Here is a 19,669-nt window from a genome sequence, read left to right on the forward strand (position 1 = left end):
ATCTTTTTTCCAGCTGCTGCCTGGTAACCTGGTTTAAGGCCCGGGTAGTGCGCGTCATGGTTACCTCACATTAATAATACCGATGGTCAGCACGGCTGCACGGTACAATGCGGCCGGCATCCGGCCCGGGCAGCGGGAAGCATATGCCCGTTTACCTCAACTTCGGCGGTAACGGGCACCAACAATCAATACCTTACCCGCCAACGTTGCGCAAAATATTTACCGGCTGTAACGTTCTATTTCTTCGTTTGTTAGGCCATTCTTAGCCCTCCAATTTGTATTAAATATATCGGTTTTATGCCCGCCTGCCCAATACCGGCATTCAGGAGCTTGATACCTGGTGTACCCTTAAGGGCGACGCCAAGGAGGATGACCAGGACAAAGAGGCCGGCGTAACCCAGGACGAACTTCGGGAGCCGCAGCCAGATCTCCCCGGCGTTTACCTGCTCCCCTTCCCGCCGGTCGATCTTCCAGGACCAGATTATGGCCAGGATGAAGGCCCAGATGGCGATGAAGATGTCGATAAAGACCTTGACGGTGGTGGTAGCCATGAGCATCCAGCCTTCCTGCCACTTGACTCCGAGGGCACTCAGGGCTTTGCTGCGAATGAGGGCATCCACCATGGCCCCGCTGGCCGCCGCCGCGCCGTCGGTCTTCACGGCCAGGCCCATCCAGGCCCCGGCGACCATCGGCTCTCTGTAGAGCCAGGCCTGGGCGGCAAAGGGCAGGATGATCAGCTCCACCACGGCGAAAATGACCACCAGGGACGAGACGATGACGGGGATCATCGGACGGGCCTTGATGGCGCCGCCGGTAGCAATGGCTGCCGACACACCGCAGATAGAGATACCCGAGGCCAGGGGAACCGCCCACTCTGGGGTAAATTTAAAGTATTTCCGGGCAATAAAGTAAACCAGGGGCCAGTAGATTAAGTAGGCCTCGATTATGGCGAAGAGGCCCCGGAGAACCACCTGGGTAGTGAGCCCCGTTGACTGCAACGCGTTCAGGCCAATTTGCGCGCCGAGAATGATTTATTATCAAGGGCATCTATCGCTTGAAAGGAATATTCTTCTTGCCGCCCCAAAGCAAGTATCCCGATGCCGGCTTGTAATACGACCATAACCTATCTGGTATTTTTTTAAAAAAAGCTTGACAGTGAATACCAGGAAAGTTAGAATCAAAGTATACTAAAGTGATTGGAATACTATATAATTAAGGCTGAGGATGAACGATATCTGCTGCCGTAAATCCCTGGGTAGTCCATAAAAGTTAGAATGGGGGGATGATTGCCAGATGCCGGAAAGGCCCTTGACGGATTACCGGTGCCAGGCAGAGATTTCAACCCGGGAGCAGAGAGTTCTGGAGGAGGTACTTAAGGCTTTACGCCAGGTGAGATACGGATCCATCACTATTATTATTCAGGATGGCCGTATTGTTCAGATTGATTATACGGAGAAGGTCAGGCTGGGCAAGGAATGAATTGGAAAGTAAGAGGTGATATTAGAAGTCCAGGTAAATAACGGTATTTCCGGCGCCGGCGATCAAAGAGCACCTGTAATTGTTGGGTAGATACCGAGGCTGACCAGACAACTGGAGGCCCGTTTTCCTTATGGAATAGCGGGTCTCCATTTTTGTTATGACACCGGTCGTCGGACCTGTGAAAATGTACCGGGTTGAAAGCGGTGGCAGCCCTTTTATCGGGAACATAAAAAGGATCAGGACCTGCCATCATCCAGGCATGCATCTATCAAATGGGGGGAGATACCAACAGATGGAGATTTTGCTGGATAATGTTACCAAAGCCTTTGCCTTGAACAATAATAACGGGGAGAGCTTCAAAGTCCTGGACCATATTTCTTTCGTGGTCAAAGAGAATGAGTTTGTCTGCCTCCTCGGACCTTCCGGGTGCGGCAAATCGACTTTGCTCAGAATGGTGGCCGGGCTGGAAAAGGTAGATTCAGGGGTGATCAGCGTGGACGGCCAGGAGGTCCAGGGACCTCATCCGGACCGGCCCATGGTCTTTCAGGACTACGCCCTCTTCCCCTGGCTAACGGTGGAAAAGAATATCGCTTTTGGTCTGGAAACAAAAGGCATCGATCCCCAAAAACAGCGGGAAGAAGTAGAGAGATGTCTCCAACTGGTAGGGTTAAAGGGCTTTGAAAAGGCATATCCCCACGAGCTATCGGGCGGGATGAAACAGAGGGTGGGTATCGCCCGGGTACTGGCATTAAAACCCAGAATACTGCTCATGGACGAACCCTTTGCCGCCCTGGACGCCTTTACCCGGATGAAGTTGCAGGATGAACTAATAACCCTCTGGCGGCAAAACAGGTTCACTGTCATTTTTGTCACCCATGATGTAGAGGAAGCAGTATACTTAGCCGACCGGATTGTAGTGATGAGCTGCCGGCCAGGTAAAGTAAAAAGTATTGTTCCTGTTCCCCTGCAAAGACCCAGGCGACGTACGGAATTCACATTTTTACAGATCCGCAACCTTGTTTTAAAGCAATATACAACATACGACCCGCCAGTGGAGTATGCCATCTAAAATATGCAGGGGGTGATTATTATGGAGTTCGCCTCGGTAAAAGAGCTGGTAATAACCAGGGGCACCCAGTACCGCGGGAGGATATTTCTTTCCTCACCGGAAGATGGCGTGGATTTAACTTATGACGCCTACCTGCTGGCCGTCAGGAGACTGGAAAAAGCACTGCTGGCATTAGGTATGCGCAAGGGAGAAAGGGTGGCCCTTCTCATGGCGAACGGCCTGAATTACGCCGTCACCTTTACCGGGGTGATGGCCTCCGGAGGCGTAGTCGTACCCATCAACCCGCATTTAAAACCGGCAGAGGTGACCCGGCTCCTGGGAGATGCCGGGACCAGCCTGGTTTTAACTGACGACGGATGGTACAGAGTATTTTACCCCCTCCTGAAGGGGTTACCTGTTCGCCGCTTGGACCTGGGGGTGCAGGGCGGCAGGTTGCTGGCCCTGGAGCTGGCATCCGGGAGTAAGGGGGATGACAGAGCAGTTGAGGCGTCCCCTCTTGGCAGGAACGACTTAGCCCTCCTCCTGTACACCTCCGGTACTACCGGAAAGCCTAAAGGGGTGATGCTAACCCACGGTAATTTGCTGGCCGAGGCGAGGTATATCCAGAAAGGACACCGGTTAACGCCGGAAGATACTGCCCTGTGTATCCTGCCCCTGTATCATATAAATGGGGAAGTTGTGACCCTGATCACCCCCATCTTTTCCGGCGGGCGGGTAGTGATGCCCCATAAATTCAGGGCCAGCAGGTTCTGGGACTGGGTCCGGAACTACCGGGTTACATGGTTCAGCGCCGTTCCCACCATCCTGTCCATCCTTCTTTCCCATCCTCTGCCGGATAGATCGGCCCTCTCTTCTTTGCGTTTTGCGCGCTCCGCCTCGGCACCTTTACCGGTAGCCGTCCTGCGGGAATTTGAAGCCCGGTTCGCCGTCCCTGTTATCGAGGCTTACGGCCTGTCGGAAACCGCCAGCCAGGTAACCACCAATCCCCTGCCCCCGGCGGTGAGAAAGCCGGGTTCCGTGGGGCTGCCTGTTGGCAATCAGGTACGGGTGGTGAACGAAAATGGAGAGACCGTACCTGCCGGTGTCACCGGCGAAGTCGTAGTTCGCGGGGAAAATGTCTGCCGGGGTTACTTTCATAATGAAGAGGCTACTGCCGCTTCTTTCAAAGGAGGCTGGTTTTATACCGGCGACCTTGGCTACCTTGATGCCGATGGGTACCTGTTCCTTACCGGACGGCGCAAAGAACTTATCAACCGGGGTGGGGAGAAGTTTTCTCCCCGGGAGATCGACGAGATCTTATACCGTTTACCCGAAGTAGAATTAGCGGCAGCAGTAGGTGTCCCCGATCCCCTCTACGGTGAAGAGGTGGTAGCCTTCATCCAACTGCGCCCGGGAAAAAGCCTGGCGGAAGATCGGGTAATATCCTTCTTAAGAGATTACCTGGCGGATTTTAAGGTCCCCCGGGAGGTCATCTTTATCCGGGATTTTCCCCGGGGGCCGAGCGGAAAGATTCAGCGCCTGAAGCTGGTGGACCTGTATCTTAAAAAATTCCAGGGAGCCGCCCATGGGGCTGGGGCTGGCACCCGCCCCATAAATGGTGAGGAGGTTGCTAAAAGATGATTAAAAAGGCCATTGGTTTAACGTTAATAGCCTTATTGATGGTAACCAGCCTGGCCGGGTGCGGTAACGGTAAGGGGGCGACAGCCAGCAGGGACGGAGAACCTGCGGCCATTAAAGTAGGAACCAACCGCGCCCTGGGGACTGTTGTCCCTTATATCGCCAGAACCCGGGGGATAATCGCCGCAAAAGGGCTAAAGGTTGATATCGTGGACTTCCAGGACGGATCCACACTGATGGAGGCCTTCGCTTCCGGGCAACTGGATATCGCCTTTACCGGCGTCGCTCCCGCAGCTATCTGGCAGGGTAAGGGAGTACCTTTAAAGGTAGTTGCCTCGGCCAATGGCGGCGGGCATGTCCTGCTGACCAGAGAAGATGCCGGGATTAAAGACCTCTCGGAGTTAAAGGGAAAGAAAATAGCCGAGCCCAGGACGGGGACGGTTAGCGACACCCTCCTCCGTAGCCGCATCTTACAAGATGAGGCCAAGCTGGACCCGGAGAAGAACGTCCAGCTCTTACCCGGCATGGCGCCGGCCGATATGCCTGCGGCCCTGACTGTGTCCAAAGAGGTGGATGCGGTCCTTACCTGGGAACCCTTCGCTTCCCGGGCCGAAAGGGAGTTTAAAGGGATCAGGGTGCTCTACGATGCCGCGGCGGAATGGAAGAAGCAAAAGTCCGGCGCGGCCTATTATCCGGTCAACGTGGTCGTCGCCCGCCAGTCTTTTATTGACCGGCATCCGGATGAATTGAAGAAATTCCTGGCCGCTTACAAGGAAACCGTTGATTTTATAAACAACCGTCCAGATGAAGCCAACGCCTTGATTGCCAGGGAATTAAATCTTGATAAGGAGATTGTGGCCAGCGCCCGCCAGAGAATCGATTATACCTGGCAGCTTGACATCCCGGCCACCCTGGAAACCTTAAAATGGTCGCAAAAACTGGGTTATTTGCAGGAAATCCCTTCTCCTGGCAAGCTGTTTGACAGTAGTTATTTACCCAGGGAATAACGGGGTGAGGAGTAGAGGCCGATGAAAATGCGCAAAGACGACTGGCAGCGCCTGTGGCAGGGCGTCCTGGCCTTGAGCGTATTTATCCTGATCTGGTATACGGCGTCTATTACAGGCTTGTTCGGCCGGGTTCCCAGGGATTATTCCCTGCTTCTCCTCCCACCGCCGGGAAAGATCCTGGTAACAATCTTTGAAACCCTGGTGTCCGGTTACTTACTAAAGCATGTTCTAATCAGCCTGGCCAGGGTAGGCCTCGGCTTTACCATTGCGGTAGCAATAGGGGTACCCCTGGGCCTGGCCATGGCCCTGGTGCCGCTGGTAAACAACCTGGTTGAACCTTTTGTGCGGATCTTCGGACCCATCTCGGGCATAGCCTGGGTCCCCCTGGCCATCCTCTGGTTCGGCCTGGGTGATAAAGCGGCGATTTTCATCATCACCATGGGCTCCGTCTTCCCCGTCTTAATCAATACCTACCAGGGGATGAAGGATGTCGATCAGACCCTCATCGAGGCTGCCCGTACCATGGGGGCCGGTCCATGGCAACTCCTTTCCCGCGTCATACTTCCCAGCCTTATACCCTACCTGGTAACCGGTTTCCGGGTCGGCCTGGGCTTTGCCTGGCGGGTGGTGATCGCCGCCGAAATGGTCGGGGTACCCAACGGCCTGGGCTACATGCTGGGAGTAGGCAGGGGTACCGGCCGTACGGATATCACGATTATTACCATGGTCGTCCTGGGGGCAATCATGCTGGTAGTGGAAGAATTAATCTTTGCCCCCCTGGAAAGGCGCACCCGTTTCTGGCGCCGGTCCGTCCGGATTTGAGCTTAAGGCCGGCGTATATCACAGGTAAGGGAGGGATATGGCATGGTCGAAGTCGATCCGCGGGCATGCAAAGAATGTGGCTACTGTACCGTCGTCTGCTCCCGGGATGTCTTTGCCCCTGCTGCTTATTTCAACGAACGGGGGTATAAACCCATGCAGGCCGTTTATCCGGAGAGATGTACAGGTTGCAGGCAATGCTTTTATATCTGTCCTGATTTTGCCATCAGTATCGATGAGCCGGATAAGGGGTTGGGAGTATGAAACGTTTGCTGGAAACCGGGAACGGGGCCATAACCGAAGGAGCCATCATTGCCGGGTGCCGGGTCTTTGCCGGATATCCCATTACCCCGGCTACAGAGATAGCTGAAAATATGGCCCGGCGGTTACCCCGGGCAGGCGGTTTTTACCTCCAGGCCGAAGACGAACTGGCGGCGTTGTATATCTGTATCGGGGCTTCCGCCGGGGGGATGAAGGCCATGACGGCCACTTCCGGGCCGGGTTACATCCTCTATGCCGACCCTTTCGGCTGGGCTATATCCAGCGAGATTCCCCTGGTTATAGTTAATTCCCAGCGGGTGGGGCCGGTAAGCGGCATTACTGGTGCTCCCGGTCAGGGTGAATTTTATCTGAGCCGTTATCTGACCCACGGGGGCAATTTTGAAAACATCGTCCTGGCTCCGGCCGGCGTCCAGGAAGCCTTCGCCATTACTGTCCAGGCCTTTTATCTGGCGGAAAGGTTTCGCATGCCCGTGACCATCCTGGCGGACCAGCTGGTTACCGACGGCTGGGAGACCCTGCTGATTCCCGAGACAGGGGCGGAGCTGGAAGCCATGGGACTGAAGGTGATAGAACGCCGGGTAAACAGGGGGCCGGAGTTCTACCCGGCCACAGATGCCATTGATGTTCCCCCGGTAGTCCTGGGTCATAATACCGGCGCTGCCTGTTCCGACTGGACGCCTACCGCCGAGGGTTACGATACAGAAGAGGTGGAGTGGCAGCACAAGCATGCCTATCGCCTGATTTATAAAGTTAGAAACCATAAAGATTTGCTTACCAGGTATGAGGCGTACTTTGTCGATGACGAACCGGAGGTCATCCTGGTGGCCTACGGCAGTCCTTCACGGGTGGTAAAAAGCGCCGTGAAAGTTGCCCGGGAGCAAGGTCTCAAAGTTGGCGGCCTTCGCCTCGTCACCCTGTGGCCTTTCCCTGAGGAGATCTTCAGCTGGCAAGCTAAATACCTGGTGGTGGAAATGAATTACGACGGGCAACTGGTGCGTGAGGTGCAGCGGGCGACACCAAAGGGGTCGGCAATTCACTTCCTGGGCAAGTGCGGTGAATTGCCGCGGGTCGCGGAACTGGTAGAACTGATCCGGGCCCTGGTCAACGACCGGCCCCTTCCCTGTAACCCCAGGGAAAGGGAGGTGTGGTAGGATGGATTATCTGGCCAGGAAATACCTGCGCCCCAGGAAAATTCCCAGCACGGCCTGCAGCGGTTGCGGTCTGGGCCAGGTGCACAAAAAGGTGCTGCTGGCCATTGACGAGCTGGGGTTGGGGACGGGAGACATTGTCTGGGGTACTGGGATAGGCTGTGCCGGACGCCAGACCTTTAACACCTGGAAGGGTGACAATTTTGCCGGGACCCATGGCCGGGTTTATGCCCTGGCTACCGGGTTGCGCCTCGCCCTGCCCCCGGAGAAAAAGATCATCCTCACCGTCGGCGACGGCGATGCCTTTGGCATCGGCCTGCTGCACCTTTTGAATTGTGCCCGGCGCAATGTAGGCCTGACTGTCATCGTCTGTGATAATCTGGGCTACCAGTCTACCGGCGGCCAGTACGGGTGGACCACGCCGGCTGGTTACTGTACCGATAGCAGCCCTTTAGGCATGTGGGAACCCAACTGGGTCCAGGGCGGCAGGGATATCCTGGCGGTACTAAAGGCGGCGGGGGCTACCTTTTTAGCCCGGCACACCAGCTTCGAGGGCCGGAACGCCGTCTTGAGTATCAAAAAGGCGCTTCTCAATAACGGCTTTTCCCTGGTCCATGTTTATTTCCCCTGTGTGACCAACTTTGGTGCCAGGGCCCTGGGGACGCGCCGGCCAGCAGCCATATACCAGTGGTTTAGGGAGCGTACCGCTGCCATGGATCAGGCAGGACCGGAGGTTGACTTTCCCCTGCGGACTGGTATTTACTATGACGCCAGCAACAGCCGTCCGGAATTCTGTGAGAACTTGCGGGCATGGGTGGCTGAAGTCCAGGAGCAGGGGGGGAACCGGTGATGGCCGGAAGAATAGAGGTTTTAATCAGCGGCTTCGGCGGTCAGGGAGTGGTAAGAATCGGCCAGACTTTGAGCCTGGCCGCCGTTTACCAGGGACTCCATACGACAATGCTAATCAGCCACGGGACGGAAACCCGGGGCGGTTACGTGCGCAGCCAGGTGGTTATTGCCGGCGAGCCGGTAGACAGCCCGGTGGTAGAGCGGCCCGATTATTTCTGTGCTTTATCCAGCGCCGCTTACAACAGGTTTAAGCACCTGGTCAGGGATGGGTTAATCCTTTATGATCCCGGTTACCTGGAGCCTGACTTAAGCCTACCGGTACGGCATATCGCCCTCCCGGCCAGGGACCTGGCCGTTAAAAACCTGGGCCGGGAGATCTTCGCCAACGCCATTTTCCTGGGCGCTTTGACCAGGTTGATGGCAGGCGTACTGGAACCGGAGGTCGTCAGGAAGGCCATGCTGGAACGCATCCGGGTTTTCGGCGAAGAAAATGTTAAAGCCCTGAATCTCGGTTACAGCTTACTCTGAGCCGGTATACTCGATGGTAGCCAGGCTAACCTGCCCCTGGCAGTAGGTGACGATAAGGCCCATCAACTCATCCGCCGCCCGGTATAAATAATCCATGGGGGTGGCGGCATTTCCCTGGATAATAAAGAAGGCGTTTGTCGTTTCCGGAGTGATTTTGGTTTTCTCGCACTGCTTGACCTCCAGCCGGCAAAGGATTTCCCTTGCGTCCATATAGGCATATTCCCCGGGCGATACGGGTACAGGTCCGGTGGCACCCAGGGGGTGAAATCTTTCCTTCCCGGTGGTAAGATTAAAAGCGATCTTACCCTCCACCTTGTCCAGATCATGGGCCCCCAGGGCCAGGGCATACTTCAGGGAGATATAATTGTATGAATCCACCAGGCTGTTTATTTGCATCAGCCTGGAGGTCGTTGGCACCTTTATCGGTACAACTGCATCTATCGTACCCCTGTCTGTCGGCGCTATACCATTTGTCGCCCGCCTGGTGGAAACCTCCCTGCGGGAAATACCTTGGGGGGTCATTGAGGCGGCTCAATCTATGGGGGCTTCTCCATGGCAAATTATCGTCCGGGTGATGCTTCCGGAAGCTACCCCCTCCTTGGTATCCGGTTTTGTTTTAACTACCATTACCTTGATTGGCTATTCCGCCATGGCCGGTGTAGTCGGCGGCGGTGGATTGGGCACCCTTGCTTATCAATACGGCTTTCAGCGCTACCAAAATGACGTTATGGTTATTACCGTCGTTTTATTAATCATTATGGTCCAGATCATTCAGGTAGTAGGTGACCGGATTGTCGCCCGTTTAAGCCGGCGTTAACCCGGAAATCGGGAAAAGTTTCTCTAAGCTTCTCCCCTTGACGCTTTAGATATAGAGGATATAATAAATATAACTAAGCTGATTAAAAAACTAAAAAATAAATACCCGGAAACTCTTATCGAGAGCTGGCGGAGGGACTGGCCCGATGAAGCCCGGCAACCGGCCTCTTAGAACCCAGGTACGGTGCCAATTCCTGCAGGATTTCTCCTGGCAGATGAGAGTTGAAAAAAGCTTTTCGTCTGCGAAGAGCTTTTATTTTGTCATAGGGGGAGTTGGATAAAATGCGTCTGGCTACAGAGCTGGTCCAGCTGGGAGTAGGGTATGATAGTAAAACGGGAGCTATCAGCACGCCTATCTACCAGTCAGCTACCTTCCGTCACCCGGCCCTGGGGCAGAGTACTGGTTTTGACTACAGCCGGACAGGCAACCCTACCCGCCAGGTCCTGGAAGAAGGCCTGGCCGGGCTGGAGGGAGGCTGTCGCGCCCTGGCCTTTGCCTCCGGCATGGCCGCCATTACCGCCGTTCTCTGCCTTTTCCGGCCCGGCGACCACCTGGTGGTTTCTGAGGATTTATACGGCGGTACTTACAGGCTGCTAAACCAAGTAGCGGTTCCCTTGGGGCTGGAGTTTTCCCTTGTAGATACTACTGACCTGGCTGCCCTGGCTGCATCTATAAGGAACAATACGAAAGGCATCTTCCTGGAGACACCTACCAACCCACTAATGAAAATCACCGATATTGCCGCCGTGGTTGCCCTGGCCCGCCAGAGGGGCCTGTTGACTATTGTAGATAATACTTTTATGACCCCTTACCTGCAGCGACCCCTGGAACTGGGAGCGGACCTGGTGGTCCACAGCGCCACCAAATATTTAGGCGGTCACAATGATGTAGTTATGGGGGCAGCGATAGCCGCCCGGGAGGATCTCAGCGAAAGGCTGGCCTTTATCCAAAATACCATCGGCGCGATTCCCGGTCCCCAGGACTGCTGGCTGGTAATCCGGGGCTTGAAAACCCTGGCCGTACGCCTGGAGCGAGCCCAGGCCAACGCTTTTGAGCTGGCCCGGTGGCTGGCCGAACACCCCCTGGTGACCAGGGTTTATTATCCGGGCCTCCCCCATCATCCCGGTCACGAAATATGTAAAAAACAGTCCAGCGGGTTCGGGGCCATGCTTTCCTTTGAAGTCAAGCACGCCGGACTGGTGGAGCAGATTTTACAGCGCTTAAAAATTATTTCCTTTGCGGAAAGCCTGGGTGGGGTAGAAAGCTTGATCACTTTTCCGGAACGCCAGACCCATGCCGAAATCCCTGCTGAGATGCGTCTTAAACTGGGCATCAATGATCGTTTGTTACGTTTGTCAGTCGGACTGGAAGACTTGAACGATCTCAAGGCCGACCTGGACCAGGCTCTGGCCTGTTAAACCCTTTTTACCCTGGGCGGCGGCTTAAAATTAACGCAAGGTAAACAGGGACTTTAAAGAAGAGGGGTAAACAGAGTATGCAGAGAGGAACGCGACTGATCCATCACCGCTTATCTATGGATTCTGCTACCGGAGGGGTGAGTATCCCCATCCACCAGAGCGTGGTATTTGCCCAGGAAAGCCTGGATCAGCCGGGCGAATACGAATACACCCGTTCCGGCAATCCTACCCGGCGGGCCCTGGAAGAGGCCATCGCCGAGCTGGAAGGAGGTAATTACGGTTTTGCTTTTGCTTCCGGAATGGCAGCTATCACCGCCGCTTTAAGCCTTTTTTCGTCCGGCGACCACCTGCTGGTATCCAGGGATATCTATGGCGGCACCTACCGGGCCCTGGCCGAGGTTTTCCCGCGTTTCGGCCTGGAAGTAACCTTCGTGGATACCACCAACCTGGAGACAGTGGCGGCCCAGATCCGGCCTTCTACCAAAGGGCTTTACCTCGAAACCCCTTCCAACCCGCTGATGAAAATCACCGACCTGGCCAGGGCCGCCGCCCTGGCCAGGGAACACGGCTTGATAACCATAGCAGACAATACCTTCATGACTCCCTACCTGCAGCGGCCCCTGGAACTGGGAATTGACATCGTCGTCCACAGCGCCACCAAATACCTGGGCGGCCACAGCGACTGCCTGGCAGGCCTGGCTGTCACCAGGGACGCCGGCCTGGCCAGGGAACTGACCCTGCTGCAAAACACCCTGGGGACCGTCCTGGCCCCCCATGAGTGCTGGCTGATTTTACGGGGCATCAAGACTCTGAAGGTGCGCCTGCTCCAACAACAACGGACGGCGACTGTACTGGCGGAATGGTTACGCAAACACCCGCAAGTGAAGGCCGTCTACTACCCGGGCCTGGAGGGGCACCCGGGCCGGGAAACGCACTTTCGCCAGGCCGACGGTGGCGGGGGCGTACTCTCCTTCCGCCTGGCTACGCCGGAACTGGCCCGCCAGGTCATTAACAACGTCAGACTGCCGGTCATTGGTTCCAGCCTGGGGGCTGTGGAGAGCATCATCTCCCTACCGGCCACCATGTCCCACGGCAGCCTGCCGGGAGAGCTAAAGCGCGAACTCGGGATCACCCCCGACCTGGTACGGCTGTCGGTGGGTCTGGAGGAGGCGGAAGACCTGCAGGCCGACCTGGAGCAGGCACTGGATTCTCCCCGGGGGCACAGGTAAAACAAATTACTGTTGAAGGGGTATGCCCTGTTTTTAAACCCAAAAAAGCAGGCGCATTCAAATATGACGCCTGCTGCTCCAGCAAGTTACAATTGCCACTTAAACTCCCGTACCGGTACTCCGCGGAGGTTATTAATGCTTAAGGTTAACTCCCTGAGGGGTTCATTTCCAGGGGCCTTAAAACGTATCATGCCTTCCGGGTGGTGGCCGTCCTGGCTGACAAACTCCCAGGTGCCACGTCCGGCATCGCGGCCGTTGACCTTAAGGCGTATAGCCCCGGCAAAATCAAAATCCCGCAAATCACCGGAATGGGTGGTCAAAGCTATGTTAAATATCAGGTTGGTAGATAGATCCTTCTCCTGCTCCGGGATCATTTTCAGACTGCGGGCCTGCAGGTATTCCGGGGTCAGCCAGGTAACTTCAACAGTGACCCCGCCCTGGCTATCCCGGCGTTCATAAAAAGAAGCTTCAACCGGCCGGCCGGTTCCTGCCTGCCCGGCCGGGGGCTTTTGTGCCTGTCCCAGGGTTAAAGGGGCATTTTGGGTTTCCGTTTTCCCTTGGCCACACCCGGCCATGACCAGGGCAACCAATACCAGCAGGCTAAAAAAGAGTAAAAAGCGATGCTTTTGTTTGGCCATAGTAACCTTCCCTTCTATGCGTTTGTTTTCCTTTAGAAAACGGGATACTTTATTTTATAATGGCGATCCTGAAAGGCCAGAGGTTATGCCTGGCCATAAGCCGCAGCAGCAGGTATATACCCAGTAAATTGATGGCAATACCCAGCCACATGACCGGGTAACGGTATTGTTCTAAAAAAATGGCGGCCCCGGAAGCTCCTATAACGGGTAACAGCTCGCCGATATGGTGCAGGCAGCAGGCTACCATGGAAACCGTGGAAGCTCCGGTTCCAGTGGCGGCCACGGCACCGGCACCGCCAGCGTGGAGAATTTTTTGCCGGCTCCGGATATAATTATAAAGGCCTGTCTGGATCCCAAAACCAATGGCGATGGCCGCGACATAAAAACGATCCTGGCTTAACAGTTCGAGGCTGTGCTGCCATGAACGGGAGCTCTTCACAAAATCTCCACAAATGTGATAGCCGCAGCGCCCGGATTTATGTAGTTTTTGTGAAGTTCCTTGACTCCCCCGGGTAGGAAAAATCTTCAAGACGGCGGTCTATCCATTCATGGCGCTCTTATCGGGGGCCTGCTAGCGGGGGTGATCTTCAGCCGCCTTTACCGGCTGCCCTTCTGGCGCCTGGCAGATGTGGTGGCGCCAGGCCTGGCCCTGGGGATAGCCATCGGCCGGGTAGGGTGCGACGTCTTTGGTCGCCCCATGGCCACCCCCTGGCCCTGGGGAGTCATGGTTAACGGGCAACTCCTCCACCCGGCCCAGGTTTATGAGTTTCTCCTCGACTACCTTCTTTTCTTCTACCTCTGGCGGCGGAAAAATGTCGCCTACGACGGCCAGCTCTTTATCCGCTTCGCCATACTTTATGCCACCATCCGGGGAGTAGTGGAGCTGATCCGTTACAACCCACTGATTTGGGGTCCCTTCTCAGTGGCTCATGCGGCCAGCCTGACCTTTATCTTTGCCGCCGTCCTGGCCAGTATAATCCTGAAAAAACGCCCGGGTCAGCAAGCAAATTCCGGCGCCCCTGTGGCGGCTACCGCACCCCGGCCCGGGGACATGCTAGCAGCTATAGAAGACAGACTTGCGTGGCAGCTTTTAATCCTGGCTGTACTGGTCAGCCTGTCCCTAGTAACATTCTATAGCCTGGGGCCATAATAGCGTCCCCACCGCCAGGCTATAGACAGGGTAGGGAGGTTTTTGGTAAAATTTATAATGCCTTAAAGTAAAAGGAGGGAGCGAATTGACCAGGAAGCGCTGGCTGCTGAGGGCAGTCGCCCACTGCAAGGAAGGCTGCTGAATTAAGTCCCGGGCATGACGTTAAACTGCCCGCTGTGTTCACTTTACGTGGGCCTTCCCTTCCTCCCAGGAAGGGAAGGCCTTTATAATTATGAGTGAAACTGGAAAGCCCCACCAAAAAATGTGTACTTTTTGTGAAACTCATTGACATCTACAAGATGGCGAAATATAATCAGGTTGTAAATACCCCCAAGGGGTAGTTTCGGGAAAAATTTCCTGGTTTGTAACGGCCTTAACCGCGAGGTAATTTTACTACGGTAATAATACTAAAAGGAAAGGGGTAAGGTAGCATGTAGTAACTAACATTGATCAGGTCGCTCAGGTCTACATGATATAAAAGGATTTTTAACGTATTTTACCGGAGGTGAACCCAGTGACTGTTAATGTAACAAGCAATCTGGCCCAGGTAAACTTACCTGTTCAGGGTATGAGCTGCGCCGCCTGTGTGGCCAAAGTGGAAAAGGCCTTGAAGAATATGCCGGGTGTTGAAGAGGCCCGGGTAAACCTCCTCACCGGCAGGGCCGCGGTAAAATATCACCCCGACCGCGTAAGCATCCCCCAGATAGCCAGGACCATCCAGGAGATAGGCTACGAGGTGCCGGAGGAGGAGATGCTCTTAACGGTACGGGGCATGAGCTGCGCCGCCTGCGTGGCCAAAGTAGAAAAGGTGGTCAAAGGTATACCCGGAGTAACCTCGGTGGCGGTCAGCCTCCCGGCCGAATCAGCCCGCATCCGTTATTACCAAGGTACAGTGGACCGGGCGCGCATCAAAAAGGAAATCAACGCCCTGGGTTATGAAGCTACGGAGAAGATCTCCGGACAGGCTGCCCTGGACCGGGAGAAAGAGGCCCGGGAACGGGAGATCAGGTACCAGCGCCGCAATATGTGGATCGCCTGGCCCCTGGCGACCTTGGTGATGATCGGCATGTTCCGTGATATGTGGATTTTCCCCTACTTCGTACCCAAATGGCTGGGGAATGTTTATGTCCTCTGGGCTTTGACTACGCCGGTAGCCTTTATTCCCGGCTGGCAGTTCTTCGTCCACAGCTGGAACGGCCTCAAGCGCGGGGCTACCGATATGAACCTCCTCTACGCCACCGGTATTGGCGCCGCCTACATCATCGCCACTATCAACACCCTGTGGCCGGAGGCCGGTTTCGGCGGGCGCGGGGCCACCTTCTTCGAGTCCGCCGCCCTCTTAACCGCCTTCATTGTCCTGGGTCGTTACCTGGAGGCTATCACCCGCGGCCGTACTTCCGAGGCCATCCGCAAGCTCATGAGCCTGCAGGCCAAAACAGCCCGGGTCATCCGGGACGGCCAGGAGATGGAGATTGCTGCCGATGAGGTCGAGGTTGGGGATATCGTCGTCGTCCGACCGGGCGAGAGCATCCCGGTAGACGGGGAAGTCGTGGAAGGATATTCGGCAGTCGATGAATCCATGATCACCGGCGAGAGCATCCCGGTGGAAAAACGCCCCGGTGCCCAGGTAGTGGGGGCAACCATCAATAAAACCGGGTCCTTCAAGTTCCGGGCCACCCGAGTGGGGAGCGAGACGGCCCTGGCTCAGATAATCAAGATGGTAGAAGAGGCCCAGGCTTCCAAGGCTCCTATCCAGAGGCTGGCCGACTTTGTAGCCGGCCACTTCATCGCTGGCGTCCACGTCCTGGCCCTCATCGTCTTCTTTTTCTGGTTCTTTATTGGCTACGACGCCTTCTTCCGGCCTGACAGCCACTTTATCCTGTCGCCCTACAGCCTGGCCCAGGTGGGTGTCTTCGGCTTCGCCCTGTTACTCTCGGTAACCACCCTGGTCATTTCCTGCCCCTGTGCCTTAGGGCTCGCCACCCCCAGCGCCGTCATGGCCGGTACAGGTAAGGGTGCTGAGAATGGCATCCTTTTCAAGGGTGCCGATGCGGTAGAGGCGAGCAGCAAGCTCAATGCCATTGTCTTTGACAAAACAGGGACCTTGACCAGAGGCGAGCCCTCGGTCACCGATGTGATTGTCGCTCCAGGTTTTGAGCAAAAAGAAATCCTGCGGCTGGCCGCTATGGCAGAAAAAACCTCCGAACATCCCCTGGGCGAGGCCATTGTCCGCAACGCCGTGGAAAAAGGCTTAGAATTAGAGGAAGTAGAAGACTTTGAGGCCATCCCGGGCCATGGTGTCCGGGCCATCTACCAGGGGCGAGAAATCCTGCTGGGCAATCGCCGGCTGATGCAGCAGCGTAACATCGCCATCAGCGACCTGGCCGGGCACATGGAGAAACTCGAAGAAGAAGGCAAAACCGCCATGTTAATGGCAGTAGACGGCAGGGCCGCCGGGATCATCGCTGTGGCCGACACTTTAAAAGAGCACGTAAAGGTTGCCATTGAACGCCTGCACAAGATGGGTATCCAGGTGGCCATGATCACCGGTGATAACCGGCGGACGGCTGCGGCCATCGCCCGCCAGGTAGGTATAGAGACCGTCCTGGCCGAGGTGCTGCCTCAGGACAAAGCCGAAGAAGTGAAGAAGCTCCAGGAAAAGGGCCTTAAAGTGGCCATGGTGGGGGATGGCATCAACGACGCCCCGGCCCTGGCTCAGGCTGACGTGGGCATCGCCATCGGCTCAGGTACCGATGTGGCCAAGGAGACGGGGGATATTATCCTCATCAAGGACGACATCCGTGACGTGGTGGGAGCCATAGAGATCGGGCGGGCCACTATGCGCAAGATCAAGGAGAACCTTATCTGGGCCTTCCTCTATAATTCCCTGGGTATTCCCATCGCCGCTGGCATCCTCTACCCCATCACAGGGTTAATCGTCAGCCCCGAGCTGGCTTCATTCTTCATGGCCATGAGTTCAATCTCCGTGACCCTGAATACCTTGACCCTGAAGCGCTTCCGGCCTTCCCTCCGCGCGGAGCGGGAGGAAGCTGTACCCCGGCACCGGCCGGCACCCCAGGCAGGCTAAAGGAGGTGACCCGACGTGACCGATCTTGAAAATAAAGCCGCCCGGCAAGCTGCGGTAATCTACACCGGCATCTCCCTGGGAGCAGTCCTCCTCTTCTTGGCCCTCACCTTCCTGACCGGGAAAACCTACACCGTTGTAGCCAGGGTGGGAGGAGCGGTATGGGTGTTCATCTTGACTTTGGTTGTGACCATGCCTATTGTAATCCCCAAAGTTAAAAATAAATTGATGGCTTAAATGCTGCCAGAATGGCCAGGGCTACCTGGCCATTTTTTTGTTCAACTGGTATTGTTATCCCCAAGACAAATAGGATAAAATAGGTAGAGATAAGCAGCAAGACTGGAGGTCAACTTTCCGAATGAGCTTGCTCGAATCCTCCGGACGGGCCGGGACTGTAACGTCCCGTTTTTTCTGGCGATACCTCTTCTTGAGCCTCAGACCGAAGCAGTGGACCAAAAATGCTTTTGTCTTTGCCGCCATTCTTTTTTCCCGCCACTTGCTGGAACTCCACCCGCTGGTGCGAACCATCCAGGTGTTCATCATCTTCTGCCTCCTTTCCGGGAGTACCTATCTGGTAAACGACCTGGTGGATCGGGAGAGGGATCGCCTCCATCCCCGAAAGAAATACCGGCCCATAGCCGCCGGCCTGCTGCCCCCCCTGCCGGCCGCCGTGGCTGCCGGTATCACCCTGGCCGGGAGCCTTTTCTGGGCCTTCGCCCTGAGCTGGCAGGTGGGCCTGGTCAGCCTGGCCTACGCCCTTCAGACCGTGGCTTACTCTTTTTATTTAAAGGACATGGTTATCATTGACGTTTTTGTGGTGGCCCTTGGCTTCGTCCTGCGGGTGGTAGCTGGAGCGGCGGCCATTATGGTGCCGGTTTCCGCCTGGCTGCTCATCGCCGTTATCCTCCTGGCCCTCTTCCTGGCCCTGTGCAAGCGTCGCCATGAACTCGTTTCCCTGGACAATGCCACCGCCCACCGCGGCATCCTGTCCGAGTACTCCGTTAACCTCCTGGACCAGATGATCGCCACCGTAACCTCGGCCACCGTCGTTGTCTATGCTATCTACACCTTCATTGGTGCACCGCGTCCTTATCTGATGTACACCGTTCCCCTGGTCCTCTTTGGGATCTGTCGCTATCTCTACCTGACTTATCGCTGCCAGGGGGGCGGGGAGCCGGAAAGCCTGGTTCTGAAGGACAAACCCCTGGCGGCCACCATCCTCCTCTGGGCGGCCAGCTGTTTTGTTATCCTGTACTGGCTCTAAAAATTATTACGGCGCTGTTCGCTCTTGGCAGGTTAACCCCGCAACCTTTCTTTACCTGCGGCGATGATAGCTTCTATAAACTGGAAATCCCCGCTGACAACGCCGGAATGCTTAAAATAAAAAGCCGCCACTCCTTTAGTTAAAGGGGTGACGGCATCGTCGCCTGGTAAATATCGTTGTTTACTGCAATAAAGATGGTTCTTACGTTAAGGATAGGCCTACTTCAGGGTAGCCGCCAGGATGGCCTTGATGGTGTGCAGCCGGTTCTCGGCTTCGTCATAGATGACTGACTGCGGCCCGTCCATGACTTCCTCCGTCACTTCAATGCCCCGGTCAGCTGGCATGCAGTGCATGTAAATGGCTTCCTTGTGACCCAAAGCCATCCGCCGGCTGTCCATGACCCAGTTGGGGTACTTGTCGATAAGCTCGGCACCTTCGGTGTCGCTACCGGTATAAGCGATTGGGCCCCAGCTCTTGGCGTAAATAATGTCCGCGTCCTTGCAGGCTTCGTCCATATCATTGACAATATTAAACTTGACGCCGTTTTCAGCTGCGTTTTTCTTGGCCTGTTCTATGAATTCCGGCAACAAATGGAACTCCGGCGGATGGGCCAGGGTTACGTTCATGCCAAAGCGGCTCATTAGGAGGATGAGGGACTGGGGCATGGAGAGGGGCCGTATATATTTGGGTGCATAGGTCCAGGAAATGGTGAAGTTTAACCCCCGGGTATTCTTACCGAACTTCTCCTGGATGGTCATGATGTCAGCCAGGGCCTGGGTGGGGTGATAGAGGTCGCACTGCATGTTGATTACAGGGATCTTGGAGTACTTGGCCAGTTCCCGCATGTAGGCATTGCCCACTTTGTAGGTGCAATTGCGGACCCCGATGCCGTTGCCGAAACGGCCCAGGACCTCTACCGTATCCTTGGGGGTTTCGCCATGGCCGATCTGGGTGGTTTTAGGGGTCAAGTAAATGGCGTGCCCGCCCAGCTGAGTCATACCGGTCTCGAAGGCATTACGGGTGCGGGTGGAATTGTCGAAGAAAAGCATATAAAAGGTCTTATCCTCAAGGAGGTGGTGTTTTTCGCCCAGGGCCTTCCGTCTTTTGAGGTCAAAGGCGATGTCGAGGAGCGTATCGATTTCTTCCCTGGTCCACTCCTGCAAGGTGATCAAGTGTTTCCCGCGTAGATCCGTCTGCATTCTTGTCCCTCCATTTAATAATGAATGATTATTTATCTACCAGCAAGTACCCCTACGGGCTCTGCCGGTTA

19 protein-coding genes, 2 pseudogenes and 1 riboswitch are annotated in these 19,669 nt (G+C 55.6%); of the genes and pseudogenes, 16 read left to right on the forward strand and 5 right to left on the reverse strand.

The genetic code is table 11. From position 1 onward, the window contains the following. Positions 1 to 305 precede the first annotated feature (305 nt). Positions 306 to 1,031 (reverse strand): annotated as a pseudogene (locus tag MOTHE_RS09750) (putative sulfate exporter family transporter); the annotation flags it as partial. A gap of 262 nt (positions 1,032 to 1,293) precedes the next feature. Here MOTHE_RS09750 and MOTHE_RS09755 point away from each other — a divergent pair. The 9 genes from MOTHE_RS09755 (at position 1,294) to MOTHE_RS09795 (ending at position 8,798) form a co-directional block, all read left to right on the forward strand. Continuing rightward, the gene (locus MOTHE_RS09755; RefSeq protein WP_011393476.1) at positions 1,294 to 1,479 is read left to right on the forward strand and encodes a YezD family protein; all 186 of its coding nucleotides are present in this window, start codon (positions 1,294 to 1,296) and stop codon (positions 1,477 to 1,479) included. A 292-nt stretch (positions 1,480 to 1,771) separates the two neighbouring features. Continuing rightward, positions 1,772 to 2,548 (forward strand): ABC transporter ATP-binding protein, encoded by a 777-nt coding sequence (locus MOTHE_RS09760; protein WP_011393477.1) that lies wholly within the window; start codon positions 1,772 to 1,774, stop codon positions 2,546 to 2,548. A gap of 21 nt (positions 2,549 to 2,569) precedes the next feature. Beyond that, positions 2,570 to 4,168, forward strand: coding sequence for an acyl--CoA ligase (locus MOTHE_RS09765; RefSeq protein ID WP_011393478.1), 1,599 nt, complete (start codon positions 2,570 to 2,572; stop codon positions 4,166 to 4,168). Then, positions 4,165 to 5,172, forward strand: coding sequence for an ABC transporter substrate-binding protein (locus MOTHE_RS09770; protein WP_011393479.1), 1,008 nt, complete (start codon positions 4,165 to 4,167; stop codon positions 5,170 to 5,172). Before MOTHE_RS09765 ends, MOTHE_RS09770 begins: the two co-directional genes overlap by 4 nt. A 21-nt stretch (positions 5,173 to 5,193) precedes the next feature. Next, a complete protein-coding gene (locus MOTHE_RS09775; protein WP_053095001.1) occupies positions 5,194 to 5,994 on the forward strand; it encodes an ABC transporter permease in 801 nt (266 codons plus the stop codon). A 42-nt stretch (positions 5,995 to 6,036) separates the two neighbouring features. Further along, complete coding sequence (locus MOTHE_RS09780) at positions 6,037 to 6,255, forward strand: 4Fe-4S dicluster domain-containing protein (RefSeq protein WP_011393481.1); 219 nt, start codon at positions 6,037 to 6,039, stop codon at positions 6,253 to 6,255. Then, positions 6,252 to 7,424: a 2-oxoglutarate ferredoxin oxidoreductase subunit alpha gene (locus tag MOTHE_RS09785; protein ID WP_011393482.1), complete on the forward strand. Its 1,173-nt coding sequence runs from the start codon at positions 6,252 to 6,254 to the stop codon at positions 7,422 to 7,424. The genes MOTHE_RS09780 and MOTHE_RS09785 overlap by 4 nt, the downstream gene beginning before the upstream one ends. 1 nt (position 7,425) lies before the next feature. Next, entirely contained in the window at positions 7,426 to 8,271 is an 846-nt protein-coding gene (locus MOTHE_RS09790; RefSeq protein WP_011393483.1) for a thiamine pyrophosphate-dependent enzyme, read from the forward strand. After that, a complete protein-coding gene (locus MOTHE_RS09795) occupies positions 8,271 to 8,798 on the forward strand; it encodes a 2-oxoacid:acceptor oxidoreductase family protein (RefSeq protein ID WP_011393484.1) in 528 nt (175 codons plus the stop codon). Before MOTHE_RS09790 ends, MOTHE_RS09795 begins: the two co-directional genes overlap by 1 nt. Here MOTHE_RS09795 and MOTHE_RS09800 read toward each other — a convergent pair. After that, the gene (locus MOTHE_RS09800) at positions 8,790 to 9,176 is read right to left on the reverse strand and encodes a B3/B4 domain-containing protein (protein WP_158499115.1); all 387 of its coding nucleotides are present in this window, start codon (positions 9,174 to 9,176) and stop codon (positions 8,790 to 8,792) included. The two genes, MOTHE_RS09795 and MOTHE_RS09800, sit on opposite strands and share 9 nt — an antisense overlap. Before the next feature lie 28 nt (positions 9,177 to 9,204). Here MOTHE_RS09800 and MOTHE_RS12920 point away from each other — a divergent pair. The 3 genes and pseudogenes from MOTHE_RS12920 to MOTHE_RS09815 form a co-directional block, all read left to right on the forward strand. Then, positions 9,205 to 9,615, forward strand: a pseudogene (locus MOTHE_RS12920) (methionine ABC transporter permease); the annotation flags it as partial. Positions 9,616 to 9,727: 112 nt separating this feature from the next. Then, positions 9,728 to 9,836: riboswitch (SAM riboswitch) on the forward strand. Between the two features lie 60 nt (positions 9,837 to 9,896). Then, positions 9,897 to 11,033 carry a trans-sulfuration enzyme family protein gene (locus MOTHE_RS09810; protein ID WP_011393485.1) on the forward strand — a complete coding sequence of 379 codons (1,137 nt, stop codon included), beginning with the start codon at positions 9,897 to 9,899 and terminating at the stop codon, positions 11,031 to 11,033. Positions 11,034 to 11,110: 77 nt separating this feature from the next. Continuing rightward, the gene (locus MOTHE_RS09815) at positions 11,111 to 12,262 is read left to right on the forward strand and encodes a trans-sulfuration enzyme family protein (protein ID WP_011393486.1); all 1,152 of its coding nucleotides are present in this window, start codon (positions 11,111 to 11,113) and stop codon (positions 12,260 to 12,262) included. Between the two features lie 86 nt (positions 12,263 to 12,348). Here the strand turns inward: MOTHE_RS09815 and MOTHE_RS09820 are convergent, their stop codons facing one another. Both MOTHE_RS09820 and MOTHE_RS09825 read right to left on the reverse strand, forming a co-directional pair. Further along, positions 12,349 to 12,900 carry a hypothetical protein gene (locus MOTHE_RS09820; RefSeq protein ID WP_011393487.1) on the reverse strand — a complete coding sequence of 184 codons (552 nt, stop codon included), beginning with the start codon at positions 12,898 to 12,900 and terminating at the stop codon, positions 12,349 to 12,351. Positions 12,901 to 12,949: 49 nt separating this feature from the next. Then, a complete protein-coding gene (locus MOTHE_RS09825) occupies positions 12,950 to 13,339 on the reverse strand; it encodes a hypothetical protein (RefSeq protein WP_011393488.1) in 390 nt (129 codons plus the stop codon). A gap of 60 nt (positions 13,340 to 13,399) precedes the next feature. Between MOTHE_RS09825 and MOTHE_RS09830 the strand changes: the two genes are divergently transcribed. From MOTHE_RS09830 to MOTHE_RS09845, 4 genes are all read left to right on the forward strand, one after another. After that, positions 13,400 to 14,050 carry a prolipoprotein diacylglyceryl transferase gene (locus MOTHE_RS09830; RefSeq protein WP_011393489.1) on the forward strand — a complete coding sequence of 217 codons (651 nt, stop codon included), beginning with the start codon at positions 13,400 to 13,402 and terminating at the stop codon, positions 14,048 to 14,050. A 514-nt stretch (positions 14,051 to 14,564) separates the two neighbouring features. Next, positions 14,565 to 17,138 carry a heavy metal translocating P-type ATPase gene (locus MOTHE_RS09835; protein WP_011393490.1) on the forward strand — a complete coding sequence of 858 codons (2,574 nt, stop codon included), beginning with the start codon at positions 14,565 to 14,567 and terminating at the stop codon, positions 17,136 to 17,138. Positions 17,139 to 17,153: 15 nt separating this feature from the next. After that, positions 17,154 to 17,372, forward strand: coding sequence for a hypothetical protein (locus MOTHE_RS09840; RefSeq protein ID WP_025773240.1), 219 nt, complete (start codon positions 17,154 to 17,156; stop codon positions 17,370 to 17,372). Positions 17,373 to 17,493: 121 nt separating this feature from the next. Continuing rightward, positions 17,494 to 18,399, forward strand: coding sequence for a decaprenyl-phosphate phosphoribosyltransferase (locus MOTHE_RS09845; protein ID WP_011393491.1), 906 nt, complete (start codon positions 17,494 to 17,496; stop codon positions 18,397 to 18,399). A gap of 218 nt (positions 18,400 to 18,617) precedes the next feature. On the opposite strand, the gene argF is transcribed toward MOTHE_RS09845, so the two are convergent. Beyond that, entirely contained in the window at positions 18,618 to 19,598 is a 981-nt protein-coding gene (argF, locus tag MOTHE_RS09850; RefSeq protein WP_011393492.1) for an ornithine carbamoyltransferase, read from the reverse strand. Between the last annotated feature and the right edge of the window lie 71 nt (positions 19,599 to 19,669).

It is taken from the genome of Moorella thermoacetica (assembly GCF_001267405.1).
In the GTDB taxonomy this organism is placed as follows: domain Bacteria; phylum Bacillota; class DSM-521; order Neomoorellales; family Neomoorellaceae; genus Neomoorella; species Neomoorella thermoacetica.

Excerpts from the sequence above, each read along its gene's own strand:
- MOTHE_RS09765 (WP_011393478.1), top strand. The coding sequence starts at position 2,570 with ATGGAGTTCGCCTCGGTAAAAGAGCTGGTAATAACCAGGGGCACCCAG.
- MOTHE_RS09815 (WP_011393486.1), top strand. The coding sequence starts at position 11,111 with ATGCAGAGAGGAACGCGACTGATCCATCACCGCTTATCTATGGATTCT.
- MOTHE_RS09770 (WP_011393479.1), top strand. The coding sequence starts at position 4,165 with ATGATTAAAAAGGCCATTGGTTTAACGTTAATAGCCTTATTGATGGTA.
- MOTHE_RS09795 (WP_011393484.1), top strand. The coding sequence starts at position 8,271 with ATGGCCGGAAGAATAGAGGTTTTAATCAGCGGCTTCGGCGGTCAGGGA.
- MOTHE_RS09775 (WP_053095001.1), top strand. The coding sequence starts at position 5,194 with ATGAAAATGCGCAAAGACGACTGGCAGCGCCTGTGGCAGGGCGTCCTG.
- MOTHE_RS09780 (WP_011393481.1), top strand. The coding sequence starts at position 6,037 with ATGGTCGAAGTCGATCCGCGGGCATGCAAAGAATGTGGCTACTGTACC.
- MOTHE_RS09755 (WP_011393476.1), top strand. The coding sequence starts at position 1,294 with ATGCCGGAAAGGCCCTTGACGGATTACCGGTGCCAGGCAGAGATTTCA.
- MOTHE_RS09785 (WP_011393482.1), top strand. The coding sequence starts at position 6,252 with ATGAAACGTTTGCTGGAAACCGGGAACGGGGCCATAACCGAAGGAGCC.
- MOTHE_RS09790 (WP_011393483.1), top strand. The coding sequence starts at position 7,426 with ATGGATTATCTGGCCAGGAAATACCTGCGCCCCAGGAAAATTCCCAGC.
- argF (WP_011393492.1), bottom strand. The coding sequence starts at position 19,598 with ATGCAGACGGATCTACGCGGGAAACACTTGATCACCTTGCAGGAGTGG.
- MOTHE_RS09760 (WP_011393477.1), top strand. The coding sequence starts at position 1,772 with ATGGAGATTTTGCTGGATAATGTTACCAAAGCCTTTGCCTTGAACAAT.
- MOTHE_RS09810 (WP_011393485.1), top strand. The coding sequence starts at position 9,897 with ATGCGTCTGGCTACAGAGCTGGTCCAGCTGGGAGTAGGGTATGATAGT.
- MOTHE_RS09845 (WP_011393491.1), top strand. The coding sequence starts at position 17,494 with ATGAGCTTGCTCGAATCCTCCGGACGGGCCGGGACTGTAACGTCCCGT.
- MOTHE_RS09820 (WP_011393487.1), bottom strand. The coding sequence starts at position 12,900 with ATGGCCAAACAAAAGCATCGCTTTTTACTCTTTTTTAGCCTGCTGGTA.